Source organism: Deltaproteobacteria bacterium (genome assembly GCA_021159305.1).
GTDB lineage: Bacteria > Campylobacterota_A > Desulfurellia > JAGGSF01 > JAGGSF01 > JAGGSF01.
Genome location: JAGGSB010000044.1, coordinates 19,427 through 31,406, shown reverse-complemented (window position 1 = coordinate 31,406; position 11,980 = coordinate 19,427). Strand labels below are relative to the sequence as shown.

Sequence of the window (11,980 nt, the reverse complement as noted above, 5' to 3'; positions counted from 1 at the left end):
ATTCTATTTTCTTAACACTTTTTATAAACTATTTTCTATACGCCTTTTTATCTAATGCGGGAGATGAGAATACAAGATTTTCTCTCTTTCTTTTTCCGTCGCATTATGAAAATTTATGTTAAGAAAATATGAAATATTATGCGTTTAGAAAAAACCATCAACCATCAACCATGTTTAGCGGGGTTATTTATTTTCGTGAATTTTGAGTCTTTTTGGTTTTTCTACGAAAGAACTAAATGATTTCATTTTTGGTTTTGCCCATCCCTCTATTTCATCTTGAGTAATAGACCATTCTTCATCCCACTTCGCAACAAATTTCCACTTGAAAGCCTGATAAAGCTGCACAGCCTTCACATACCCAAGACAATCGATCAAGATTGCCAATGCAGTATTTGCCGCTTTTGCACTTCCACATCCCCAATCAAAATCTTCAGAATTGCATCTTTTAACAAGGAAGGGGTTACTATATTCCAGTGAATATTCCTTTTCTCCTTCACTTACATTTATTACTTTCTCCCCATTTTCCACTTTTCCTCTATATGTTTTCATTTTCACTCCATGGATCAGATTATAGATAAGTTCCCGTTGTTGTCAACCAAAGTTGACTTTAAATGAAGGTGGGATTAGAATGGCTTTAAAAAGCGGAGGTGTTGTTATGTTTATGCCCAGTTGGCAAGAACTCATCCCTATACTGATCATAGTCATAATAATCTTTGGGGCAAAGAAATTACCGGAGATAGGATCAGGATTGGGCAAGGGAATAAAGAGTTTTAAAAAATCAATGAAGGAAATCAACGAAGAAGATGTAAAAAAAGAGGATAACAATCCTAAAAATGAGGAAGTTGAAGCAGAAAAGCTGGAGAAAAAGGATACTAAGTGAAAAAAAAGCTATACCATGTAATTAAAGAGGCATCCAAAGAGTGGGGAGATGTAGAATTTAACGTAGAATATAGCAAACAAAGAGAATTTGGCGACCTCGCTACCAATATAGCTATGGTTCTCTCCAAACAGGCGCACCAACCACCGTTAGAGATAGGAGAGGTAATTGCTCGGAAGTTGAGAAAGGACAGTATGTTCAGCAAGGTGGAGGTAGTAAAGCCGGGATTTATAAACCTTTTCTTATCGGATGAGATGTATATAAATATATTTAAAGAACTATTGCAAAAAGGCGAGGTATTTTTTAAACCAGACGTGCAAGGGAAAAGGATACAGATTGAGTTTGTTAGTGCAAATCCTACTGGCCCTCTGCATGTTGGACATGGGAGAGGAGCAGCGATTGGTGATGCGCTTTCTCGCATACTGTCTTTCTGCGGTCATACGGTAGAAAAAGAATACTATATAAACGATGCAGGTAATCAAATACAAACCCTGGGCGAATCTGTGTTTTTCCGATATAGAGAAATCTGCGGGGAGAAAATTTCATTTCCAGAGTATGGATACAAAGGAGATTATATAAAAGACATTGCTCAAAACATCTATCAGCGAGAAAGCAAAAGTCTTCTGGAAAAAGAAGAAAAAGAAGCGGTAAAGATATGTGCAGAGTATGCATCAAATACCATAATGGAAGACATAAAAAATGATTTGAAAGAATTTCGCATTAATTTCACAAATTATTTTCATGAGATTTCTCTTTATCCTGATCAAATTGAAAAAGCGATAGATTATCTTAAAGAGAAAAATCTTACCTATTACAAAGATAATGCTCTATGGTTTAAATCTACGAGTTTTGGCGATGACAAAGACCGAGTATTGAAGAAAAGCGATGGAAGCTATACCTATTTTGCCAGCGACATAGCTTACCACCAAAACAAATTAAGTCGCAACTATGATGAGCTGATTGATATATGGGGTGCAGATCATCATGGATATGTAAATAGAATAATGGCTGCTTACAATGCACTTTCGCCAGAGGACTGCAAGCTTCATATCATCCTTGTACAGTTGGTTAACCTATTGGAAAAAGGAGAGAGAATATCCATGTCTACCAGGGGAGGACAATTTGAAACGCTAAGGGATGTAATAGAAGAGGTAGGGGTAGATGCATGCCGTTTTATGTTTTTGACAAAGTCCACCAATACCCATTTAGATTTTGATATTCAAATAGCCAAAGAGCAATCTATGGACAATCCTGTATACTATGTGCAATATGCGCATGCCAGAATATGCAATATATTTGAACAGGCAAAAAGGAAAAAAATAAACATTAAAAAGAATGTGGACAATTACATATTAAAAACAGAAGAGGAAAAAAATATTGTAAAAGAACTTCTTATACTAAGGGAGGCTATAGATAAATCTGTTCAAGAATTAGAACCTTTTTATGTAGTAAAAAGTCTTATAAATATTGCTTGTGCTTTTCACCAGTTTTACAATCATCAGCGTGTTATTGGAGCGGAAGAAGAAATTATGCAAAGCAGGTTTAAACTTATCGATATTACCAAAAAAGCAATATCAACGGGATTATCATTAATCGGTGTTTCAGCTCCCAAACAAATGTAGGAGGAAAAAAATGGATGAAAGAAAACAGGAAATTTCAGATTTAATAGGTAGAAGTAAATCCCAAAGTAATTTTTTTCGTTTTTTATCGGTGTTTATTATAGCATTTATAATAGGATTTGTGGTTGGATTATTTGTAGAGTCTAAGATAAAAACACCACAGACAGGAAAAGTAGCCAAAGAAAACATCCAGATAATAGGCGAAGAAAAGAAGAAGGCAGAGGCAGTAAGCCCGGCCGAAGAGGTTGTAGAAAAGCCACAGGAAAAGGAAATAACAGTGGTAAAACCACCAGAAGAGGTCACAGAAGCAGCAGAAGAACAAACATTAGAAGAAGAGAAAAAGAAGGAAATAGCAATATCAGAAAAGGGAAGGAAGGCAGTTCCTGCTGCGCGAAAAATTCCACATGTAGGGAATTATACAATCCAAATTATCTCCTGCAGCAGTGAAGACAATGCTTTAAATATTATGAATAAATTAGGAAAACAAGGATACAAAGTAAGGTTAAAAAAAGTAAAAGTCAGGGGGAAAGAATATACCAGGGTATATATTATACAAATTCCAAATCTCGAAAAAGCCAGGCAGATTGCCCAATTAATGAAGCAAAAATATCACCTTAAAAGTACTCCCATAATAAGAAAAGAATGATCCCCTATCCCCATATAAATCCTGCCATCATCCGCTTAGGTCCATTTAGTGTCAAATGGTATGGACTTGCATATGTTGTCAGTTTTACTATAGGCTATATTTATATCTATATATTAGCAAAAAAAAGAAAAATCCCGCTACTTGTAAAAGATGTAGACACACTTTTTTTATACAGCATAATAGGAGTGATAGGTGGAGGTAGAATAGGATACATATTGATATACAATCTTAATTATTATATCTCTCATCCTTTGCATATGCTGTTTATATGGGAAGGAGGGATGTCTTTTCATGGAGGATTAATAGGTTTTGTTATAATGGGTCTTATCTTTTGCTCTTATAAAAAGATTAATGCTTATAGCATAGCAGATAGAATAGTGCTTATTATCCCTATTGGATTATTCTTAGGAAGAATAGCTAATTTCATCAATGGTGAGCTTTGTGGCCGCACTACCAATCTCCCCTGGGGCATGGTATTTCCTCAGGTGGACTCAACCTTACGCCATCCCTCGCAATTGTATGAAGCTTTTTTTGAAGGTATAGTAATATTCTTGATTTTAGATTTATCAAGGAATAAACTGCTGAATATTAAAGGTGCTTTATTTTGGTTATTTATAATATTGTATGGTTTTTTTAGATTTATGATTGAGTTTTTCAGAGAACCTGACCCACAAATGGGGTTTGTGTTTGCTTTTTTTACTGTGGGTCAAATACTTTCAGGGATTATGTTTGTGATTGGTGTTGTTGCCATAATTTCTGTGTGGAGGAAGAATGTTAGAAGAAATCATCAATTATAAAAAGAAAGAATTAGAGAAAAGAAAAAGAGAAATTTCACTTGATATAATGATAAAGGGATTAAGTTTACTTTCCGATCAACCTAAAGCTAAAGACATGGTAGGATTATTAAAGGGGAAGGAACGAATCAATATCATCGCTGAGATAAAGAGAAAATCCCCCTCAAGAGGCTATATAAATAAAAATATAGACCCAATGGATATAGCCATAGAGTATGAAAAAGATGGAGCAAGTGCTATATCTGTCCTCACAGACCATCACTTTTTTGGTGGTGATGTAGAGGAAATGACTATGGTAAAGAGAAGTGTAGATATACCAATTTTGCGGAAAGATTTTATTTTTGATGAATACCAGATCTATGAATCTTGCAGTTATGAAGCAGATTGTGTTCTTCTCATCGCCAAGATACTTACGCAGGAAGAATTGAGCAAATTTTTGGTCATGCTACATCATTTTGATATGTCCGCTTTGTGCGAAGCTTATGATGAAGAAGATTTGGAAAAAATTCTCTCTACAGATGCAAAAATTATAGGAATAAACAACAGAAATCTACAAACATTGAAAGTAGATATAGAAAATAGTGTAAGGCTCGCCTCAAAAATTCCCTCCGATAAAATAATAGTAGCGGAAAGTGGTATAAAAAGCAGAAAAGACATTGAATATTTGAAGCAAACAGCGGGTATCAATTGTTTCCTGGTTGGTGAATATCTTATGGAGCCCGGTGAAAAAACGATAGGTGAGAGGCTAAAGGGACTTATCTATGGAAATTAAAAATATAAAAAATATATACTTTATAGGTATTGGCGGAGTAGGAATGAGCAGCTTAGCAAGAATAGTTCAAAACAGAGATTGTAGGGTTTTTGGATCAGATATTATGGAAAATGGATATACCCAGGATTTAAGAAAAACGGGAATAAGTATTAACATAGGACATTGTTCAAATAATATAAATAAAGACATCCAATTGATTGTATATTCCTCTGCTATTCCACCTGACAATGTGGAATTAAAGAGGGCAGGGGAGTTGAATATTCCTACATTAAAAAGGGCAAATTTCCTATCTCTCATCTTCAACAAGAAGAAAGGTATTGCCATTTCTGGTTCTCATGGGAAAACTACCGCTACAGCAATCCTTGCTTACATTATGAAAAGTGCGGATTACGATATTACGACAATGATAGGTGGAAAAATGTTCAACACAAATAGTAATGCTTATATAGGAAAGAGTGAGTGGATGATAACAGAAGCAGATGAGAGTGATTGTGGCTTCACACGCCTTCATCCATTTATAAGTGTTATTACCAATATTGATGATGATCATTTGAATTTTTACAAAACTATGGAAAATGAGCAAAAAGCATTTTTATCCTTCATAAATAATACTCAGGAAAGTGGCTATTTAATAGTCAACGCTGACAATCCGTTAGCGCTTTCGACAAGTAAAGAAGCAAGATGCAATGTATTTAAGTACTCTTTAACTAATGGAGATATATGTGTAAAAAACATACATACAAAAAATCCTGGTCATATCTTTGATGTATATATCAAGGATAAAAGTTTGGGTACATTTACACTAAATATACCAGGTATCCATAATATTTCCAACGCCTTGCCCGCAATCTTCATTGCACATTCTTTGGGTATAGACACAAGAATAATCAAAAGATCATTGGAATCTTTTAAGGGAGTAAAGAGAAGATTTACCATAGTGGGTAGAGAAAAGGGTGTAACGATAGTAGATGATTATGCTCATCATCCCGAAGAGATAAAGGCAACACTAAGTGCGGCAAGTGAAATAAACAACAGTCGTATTGTCGCTCTTTTTCAGCCACACAGATATACAAGAGTAAAAGGATTGTTTGGCAAATTTACAACTGCTTTTGAAAAAGCAAACAAGGTTTTTATAACAGATATCTATTCGGCAGGCGAGAAACCCATTGACGGTATAACTGCAGCAGAATTAGGAAAAGCAATTAACAAATACAGAGATTGTACTTATGTAAGAAGAGATAATGGATTGATAAACACGGTAATGGAAGAGTTAAAAGAAGGGGATATGGTGATCACATTGGGGGCTGGAGATATATGGAAAACGGGAATCGATCTTCTCTGCAAACTAAAACAATAGTGAAAATAGAAGAAAACATCAACTTATCTTCTTTTACCACAATAAACATTGGTGGCAATGCCGATTTAATATGGTTGGAAACCCTTCAGGATTTTGAAAGATTATACAGTTCAAAACGGAAAATATTCTATATTGGCAATGGCAGCAAGTTGCTTTTCTCAAACAACATTAAAAAATACATCTTTGCGAAATTAGGAAAGAGTTTTTCTTATATCTTTATGGAAGGTGATAAAATTGTGGTCGGAGGAGCAACTACAACCAGGGAACTTTTAAAATGGTGTATAAAAAATGAGGTTCAAGGATTAGAATTTTTGGCAGGCATCCCCGGCACGATGGCTGGCATAACATTCATGAATGGTGGTGCTTTCGGAAGCTGTATTGCCGATTTTTTGCAGGGTGTAAAGATATATGATAGAGACAAAGAGCACTATCTTGACAGAGAAGATTTACATCCCACTTATAGACATATTGATATACATAAAGAAGCAATAATATACGAGATACACCTTAAAAATTTTACAAAAGGCAAAAGAGAAAAGATTGTAACGAGAGTAGATTTCCTTTTAAACAGGAGAAAAAATAGCATACCGCAGGAACCTTCAGCAGGTTGTATCTTTAAAAACACGAAAAATGCACCTGCTGGATTGTTAATTGAAAAAGCAGGGTTAAAAGGTTATACGATCGGTGATGCACAGGTGTCTTTGAAACATGCTAATATCTTTATCAATCGCGGCAAAGCAACATTCGAAGATGTTGTGAAACTAATAGAACTTGCAAAAAAAGCTGTTTATGAAAAATTTGGTATTTCCTTAGAAGAGGAGATAATCATCGTATGAAAATAGCAGTGGTATGTGGTGGGAAAACAAATGAAAGAGAGGTCTCTCTCCGCACAGGGGAAGCTGTTTGCAATGCACTCTCTAAAAAAGGATATGATGTTTGCAAAATTGACTGCGCAGAGAGATGCTTGGAAAAAATTATAGAAGGTAAAGCTGATGCTGTTTTTATTGCCCTTCATGGCGGGGATGGAGAAAATGGAACTCTGCAGGCAGCCTTAGATATGTTTTCTATTCCCTATACAGGATCTGGCAAAAAAGCAAGCATATTAGCTATGGATAAATTTTTAACAAAGATTCTTCTTTCACATTATAATATACCCACAACAAAATTCGCCCTTATAGAAAAAAAAGGTGATTATTCATGGAATTGTTTTCCTGCGGTCATAAAGCCGCGAGAAGAAGGTTCGAGTGTTGATGTATGTTTTGTATATAATAAAAAAGAGCTACAACAAACCATAAATAAATTATTAAATAGGTACGAAACTCTACTCATTGAGCAGGCTATTTTCGGAAAGGAACTAACTGTAAGCATACTCAATGGTGAAATTTTACCCATTATAGAGATAAAACCACATCACGGCTTTTATAATTATCACAACAAATATACATTAGGCTCTACAGAATACATCATTCCTGCAGCGTTACCAGAAATAACAAAAAAGCTATGTGAAAACATTGCTCTTAAAATCTACAAGATACTGAATTGCAGAGGCATGGCCCGTATAGACATGATGTTGAGTGAAGGGAATATCCCTTATATATTAGAAGTAAATACTATACCAGGTATGACAGAAACTAGCTTGTTTCCCAAAGCAGCCGATGTAAAAGGATACAGCTTTGAAGATATGACTCAAGTTATTCTACAAAGCGTAAATGAAAGACTATAAAGATTTACCGAGAAAAAGAAGACAAAAACCCTTTTTAAAAGTAATAATTTTAATATTGATTTTTATAATCTTAATAGTTACACTAATAGCAGTTGATGTAGCATCAAAGAAACTTCCTGATATTTTAAAAGTTACTCATGTGTATGTAAAAGGAGTTAGGGTTTTGTCCAAAGATGAACTTTTCAATGACTTGAGCATAAACGCCTCATTGCTTAAAGTAAACAAAGACGAAATATACAACAAATTAAGTAGAAAAAAATGGGTAGAGAAGGTAAGGATTACAAAAATTTTTCCCCATACCCTTGTTATCGATATAGAAGAGAAAAAACCATGCATCATATCAGAGATAAAAAACAAACATTATCTCCTGGATAGAAATGGCAATATAATAGATCTTTATCGTTCATCATTACCTATAGATATATCCAGGTTACTAATTGTTAAACAAATGGTTAATAATATAAACAGTAGAATGTACAAAAGCATATATGAACAATGCAAGCACATAGAAAACAAGCTGGGAGGTATAAATTATGTGAAACTCCTTTCTGATCATTACATGGTTGTAAACATGAAATGTGGTATAGATATCGCTTTTGATCCTTCCCATTGCAACAAGAGACATGTTGACAACTTAAACAAAATATGGAGTGATTTAATAACAAAGAAAAAGGATATTTATTTAGTGAATGCTTGCTACAAGAAAGTGGTAGTAATAAAGTGGAGAAGACATGGCAAAGAAAACAGATAAATTTGTAGTAGGGCTGGATATTGGCACGACAAAGACATGCGCTGTTGTGGGAGAACAAACAAAAGAAGGAAGTTTAAAGGTCATTGGCATCGGCAAAAAAGAATCACAAGCTCTAAAAAACGGGGTAGTGGTAAACATGGATCAAATGGTAGCATCCATTAAAGGTGCGGTGCATCAAGCAGAAAGGATGTCCGGCAACAAAATAAACGAGGTCTATGTAGGTATTTCGGGCAATCACATCAAAACGCTAAGTAGCAGCAGTGTGGTAGCGGTTAAAAACAAAGAGATATCCGTATCCGATGTGAAGAGAGTGATGGATGGAGCAAAGACAGTAATTGCCTCTCCTGGAAGGTATATTCTTCACATAATACCACAGGAGTTTATTGTAGATGGTCAAGAAGGGATAAAGGATCCTTTGGGTATAATGGGTATGCGATTAGAAGCAAAGGTATATATAATTACAGGGCTAATGGTATGTGTCCAAAACATAATAAAAAGCTGCCAAGAAAGCGACTTAAAAGTAAAAGATATTATCTTAGAACCCATTGCATCCAGTAGGGCTGTTCTTTATCCAGAAGAAATAGAATTAGGGGTTGCTTTAGTGGATATAGGTGGGAAAACAACAAATATTGCAATATTTAATAATGGTAGTATAAGATATGTTTCTTCATTAAATATAGGTGGTGCATATATAACAAATGATATAGCTTTGGGATTAAGAACTTCACTGAAAAACGCCGAACACATCAAACTTAGGTATGGATGTGCTTATCCATCCCTTATAGAAGAAGAAAAAGAAATAGAAATACAGAATATAGGGAAAGACAGTTCGCACTCTGTTTCTCAGCATCTATTAACGGAAATTGTGGAAGCGCGGGTGGAAGAAATATGCTTGATGATTAAAGAAGGGTTAAAAAAGACAGAAGGACACACTTTGGGGGCAGGGTTGGTAATTACAGGAGGATCTTCTCAACTTATAGGTCTTTCTGAAATAGCTGAAGAGATATTTGCTATGCCGGTGAGAATCGGCAATCCTTACAATATTAGTGGTCTTAAAGAAGCGATAGACAATCCCTCTTATTCTACTGCTGCAGGATTAGCAATGAATGGACTGGAAAAAGAAAATGGTTCTACTTATTATAATGAGGAAAGGTATGATAGTGAGAAAATAAAAAATTGGGTCAGCAGAATGTTTAACCAGGCGAAAAATTGGCTAAAGGAGTCATTCTAATGAATGATGAAGGAACAAAGAAAGGTGCTATAATAAAAGGCGTAGGCGTAGGCGGGGGAGGCAGTAATGCTATTAACAATATGATACAAGCAGATTTAAAAGATATAGAATTCATCGCCGTAAATACAGATGCACAAGTTCTTTCTATGTCTACTGCCCCTACAAAGGTGCAAATAGGAAAAAATCTTACTCGCGGGTTGGGCGCGGGCTCTAATCCAGAAATAGGAAGGGATGCAGCTTTAGAAGACATAGAAAGCTTAACGGAAAATATCAAAGGTACAGATATGCTGTTTATAACAGCCGGTATGGGTGGAGGCACGGGCACAGGTGCATCACCTGTAATTGCCAAATTAGCCAAAGACAACGGAATACTAACTGTAGGGGTAATAACAAAACCATTCGAATTTGAAGGAAGGCAAAGAGCAAAAGTAGCTGAACGGGGGATTGAAGAAATAACAGAAATTGTAGACAGCACTATTGTTATTCCAAATCAGAAATTGTTCGAAATTGCTGGTAAAGAAACCTCATTATTAGAAGCATTTAAAATGGTGGACGATGTTTTAAGACAAGCAGTGCAAGGCGTTACTGATTTAGTAAATATGCCCGGATTGGTAAATCCAGATTTCGCCGATGTGAGAACAGTTATGTCTGAAAAGGGCAGAGCACTGATGGGTGTAGGAGAAGCGTCGGGTGAAAATAGAGCAAGGATTGCCACAGAAGCGGCTATTTCCAACCCTCTATTGAATGATGTAAATATTGGGGAAGCTAAAGGCATTTTGATGAACATTACTGCTAGTGAAACATTTGGATTGCACGAACTAAGGGAAATAACTGATATTATAGAAGATGTGATTAGTGAAAGTGTAAATTTCAAATTTGGCGTAATTATAAACAACGCAATGAATGACAAGATAAGAGTTACCATCATCGCTACAGGATTTGAAGGAAAGAAAGCACCTGTCTTTAGATTGAGGAAAAGCCGTATAGAAAATATAGAAAAAAAGGTGCCTATAAAAACATTTGAAGATAAATTGGATATACCAACATTCATAAGAAAAGGTATACACAAAAGGGAAGGAAAGTGAATTTTCTGCTTGTCTTTTTATGCTCTTATATTATTGGAAGTATACCTTTTGGTTTTATTGCCGCTAAGAGGAAAGGAATAGATATTAGAAAATCGGGCAGTGGGAATATTGGTGCTACCAATATTTTCCGCTCAGTAGGAAAAAAAGAAGGGCTGATTGTGCTTATATTAGATATGCTTAAAGGTGTATGCGCTGCTTTTCTTACCTTTACTTGCATGCCTCAAGCATTGTTTGTTAGCCTCATTTCAGCTGTCTTGGGACATGATTTTTCCGTTTTTCTAAGATTCAAAGGAGGAAAGGGGGTAGCTACAACCTATGGTGTTTCACTTGTTGCAGTGCCTATTGCCGCTTGCATAGGTTTGTTTTTGTGGATAATTATTTTTCTCTTGTTTCGCTTCTCTTCTCTTAGTGCATTGATCTCCTATACTGCAACTTCTGCTTTAGCGTGGGTTCTCTATCCTTCAGCAGTTATGATAAATTGTGCTGTATCTTTTTTGTGTGTGCTTATGATAATAAAGCATCTTCCGAACATAAAAAGATTGATAGCAAAGAAAGAAAAGAGACTGCAGTCATGACACTGAAAACGAGAGAAATAGATTTTATAGCAGATAAAATAGTAAACAAACTAATAAAAGAAGGGTTCATTCATTTAAAAAAAGAAAGATCTGCAATAAAAGAACTTGTCGCACAGGTGTTGAAGGAAGATGCAGACAAGGAGAGGGAAATAGAACAGGAAACGAGAGAATTGTTGAAACAATTTAAAGACCAGATCGAAGGGGAGCAGATTGATCAATCGAGATTGTTTATTATGGCTAAGAGAAAAATAGCAAAGAAAGAGAACTTTATATTGTGAGAAGATATAGCAAGGACAGAACAAGAAAGTTATCCAGAATGATTGTAGAAAAACTTAAAGAAGAAGATGCATGTTCATATTTAGTAGATGAAAGTATAATAAGAGAAAGTACAGAACAGGTTATAGAGAGTTATTTTTCTTTAGAGGATGAAGTACATGAAACGGTTATGAAAAAGATTGAACGGATGAAAAAACTCATACCTGGCAGCGCAGAGTGGGAAGTAACATATGATAGATTATCTGAGGTAGAAATAAATAAGAAAATGTTATAA

At 35.3% G+C, this 11,980-nt stretch carries 15 protein-coding genes; 14 read left to right on the top strand and 1 reads right to left on the bottom strand.

Going from position 1 to position 11,980, the window contains the following annotated elements; translation table 11 throughout:
* Positions 1–183 precede the first annotated feature (183 nt).
* Positions 184–549 (bottom strand): hypothetical protein, encoded by a 366-nt coding sequence (locus tag J7J10_03240; GenBank protein MCD6129949.1) that lies wholly within the window; start codon positions 547–549, stop codon positions 184–186.
* 106 nt (positions 550–655) lie between these two features.
* Here J7J10_03240 and tatA point away from each other — a divergent pair, with 106 nt between their 5' ends.
* From tatA to J7J10_03170, 14 genes are read left to right on the top strand one after another with little or no spacing between them, the layout of a single operon-like run.
* Positions 656–880 carry a twin-arginine translocase TatA/TatE family subunit gene (tatA, locus tag J7J10_03235; GenBank protein MCD6129948.1) on the top strand — a complete coding sequence of 75 codons (225 nt, stop codon included), beginning with the start codon at positions 656–658 and terminating at the stop codon, positions 878–880.
* Positions 877–2,499, top strand: a complete 1,623-nt coding sequence (locus tag J7J10_03230) for an arginine--tRNA ligase (GenBank protein ID MCD6129947.1) — start codon at positions 877–879, stop codon at positions 2,497–2,499. The genes tatA and J7J10_03230 overlap by 4 nt, the downstream gene beginning before the upstream one ends.
* 10 nt (positions 2,500–2,509) lie before the next feature.
* Positions 2,510–3,142 (top strand): SPOR domain-containing protein, encoded by a 633-nt coding sequence (locus tag J7J10_03225; GenBank protein ID MCD6129946.1) that lies wholly within the window; start codon positions 2,510–2,512, stop codon positions 3,140–3,142.
* On the top strand, positions 3,139–3,939 hold the full coding sequence (locus J7J10_03220) for a prolipoprotein diacylglyceryl transferase (protein MCD6129945.1): 801 nt from the start codon (positions 3,139–3,141) through the stop codon (positions 3,937–3,939). Before J7J10_03225 ends, J7J10_03220 begins: the two co-directional genes overlap by 4 nt.
* Positions 3,914–4,708, top strand: a complete 795-nt coding sequence (trpC, locus tag J7J10_03215) for an indole-3-glycerol phosphate synthase TrpC (GenBank protein ID MCD6129944.1) — start codon at positions 3,914–3,916, stop codon at positions 4,706–4,708. The genes J7J10_03220 and trpC overlap by 26 nt, the downstream gene beginning before the upstream one ends.
* Complete coding sequence (gene murC, locus J7J10_03210; GenBank protein MCD6129943.1) at positions 4,698–6,065, top strand: UDP-N-acetylmuramate--L-alanine ligase; 1,368 nt, start codon at positions 4,698–4,700, stop codon at positions 6,063–6,065. The genes trpC and murC overlap by 11 nt, the downstream gene beginning before the upstream one ends.
* Positions 6,023–6,901 (top strand): UDP-N-acetylmuramate dehydrogenase, encoded by an 879-nt coding sequence (murB, locus tag J7J10_03205; GenBank protein MCD6129942.1) that lies wholly within the window; start codon positions 6,023–6,025, stop codon positions 6,899–6,901. Before murC ends, murB begins: the two co-directional genes overlap by 43 nt.
* Positions 6,898–7,788, top strand: a complete 891-nt coding sequence (locus J7J10_03200; protein MCD6129941.1) for a D-alanine--D-alanine ligase — start codon at positions 6,898–6,900, stop codon at positions 7,786–7,788. The genes murB and J7J10_03200 overlap by 4 nt, the downstream gene beginning before the upstream one ends.
* A complete protein-coding gene (locus J7J10_03195; protein ID MCD6129940.1) occupies positions 7,775–8,539 on the top strand; it encodes an FtsQ-type POTRA domain-containing protein in 765 nt (254 codons plus the stop codon). Before J7J10_03200 ends, J7J10_03195 begins: the two co-directional genes overlap by 14 nt.
* Complete coding sequence (ftsA, locus tag J7J10_03190; protein ID MCD6129939.1) at positions 8,520–9,770, top strand: cell division protein FtsA; 1,251 nt, start codon at positions 8,520–8,522, stop codon at positions 9,768–9,770. The genes J7J10_03195 and ftsA overlap by 20 nt, the downstream gene beginning before the upstream one ends.
* The gene (gene ftsZ / locus J7J10_03185; protein MCD6129938.1) at positions 9,770–10,855 is read left to right on the top strand and encodes a cell division protein FtsZ; all 1,086 of its coding nucleotides are present in this window, start codon (positions 9,770–9,772) and stop codon (positions 10,853–10,855) included. The genes ftsA and ftsZ overlap by 1 nt, the downstream gene beginning before the upstream one ends.
* Entirely contained in the window at positions 10,852–11,430 is a 579-nt protein-coding gene (plsY, locus tag J7J10_03180; GenBank protein ID MCD6129937.1) for a glycerol-3-phosphate 1-O-acyltransferase PlsY, read from the top strand. The genes ftsZ and plsY overlap by 4 nt, the downstream gene beginning before the upstream one ends.
* On the top strand, positions 11,427–11,708 hold the full coding sequence (locus J7J10_03175) for a DUF507 family protein (GenBank protein ID MCD6129936.1): 282 nt from the start codon (positions 11,427–11,429) through the stop codon (positions 11,706–11,708). Before plsY ends, J7J10_03175 begins: the two co-directional genes overlap by 4 nt.
* The gene (locus J7J10_03170; protein MCD6129935.1) at positions 11,705–11,980 is read left to right on the top strand and encodes a DUF507 family protein; all 276 of its coding nucleotides are present in this window, start codon (positions 11,705–11,707) and stop codon (positions 11,978–11,980) included. Before J7J10_03175 ends, J7J10_03170 begins: the two co-directional genes overlap by 4 nt.

What these genes read in the sequence shown, in the direction of transcription:
- J7J10_03240 (MCD6129949.1), bottom strand. Translation starts at nt 549, where the DNA reads ATGAAAACATATAGAGGAAAAGTGGAAAATGGGGAGAAAGTAATAAAT.
- tatA (MCD6129948.1), top strand. Translation starts at nt 656, where the DNA reads ATGTTTATGCCCAGTTGGCAAGAACTCATCCCTATACTGATCATAGTC.
- J7J10_03225 (MCD6129946.1), top strand. Translation starts at nt 2,510, where the DNA reads ATGGATGAAAGAAAACAGGAAATTTCAGATTTAATAGGTAGAAGTAAA.
- J7J10_03220 (MCD6129945.1), top strand. Translation starts at nt 3,139, where the DNA reads ATGATCCCCTATCCCCATATAAATCCTGCCATCATCCGCTTAGGTCCA.
- trpC (MCD6129944.1), top strand. Translation starts at nt 3,914, where the DNA reads ATGTTAGAAGAAATCATCAATTATAAAAAGAAAGAATTAGAGAAAAGA.
- murC (MCD6129943.1), top strand. Translation starts at nt 4,698, where the DNA reads ATGGAAATTAAAAATATAAAAAATATATACTTTATAGGTATTGGCGGA.
- murB (MCD6129942.1), top strand. Translation starts at nt 6,023, where the DNA reads ATGGAAAACGGGAATCGATCTTCTCTGCAAACTAAAACAATAGTGAAA.
- J7J10_03200 (MCD6129941.1), top strand. Translation starts at nt 6,898, where the DNA reads ATGAAAATAGCAGTGGTATGTGGTGGGAAAACAAATGAAAGAGAGGTC.
- J7J10_03195 (MCD6129940.1), top strand. Translation starts at nt 7,775, where the DNA reads ATGAAAGACTATAAAGATTTACCGAGAAAAAGAAGACAAAAACCCTTT.
- ftsA (MCD6129939.1), top strand. Translation starts at nt 8,520, where the DNA reads ATGGCAAAGAAAACAGATAAATTTGTAGTAGGGCTGGATATTGGCACG.
- ftsZ (MCD6129938.1), top strand. Translation starts at nt 9,770, where the DNA reads ATGAATGATGAAGGAACAAAGAAAGGTGCTATAATAAAAGGCGTAGGC.
- J7J10_03175 (MCD6129936.1), top strand. Translation starts at nt 11,427, where the DNA reads ATGACACTGAAAACGAGAGAAATAGATTTTATAGCAGATAAAATAGTA.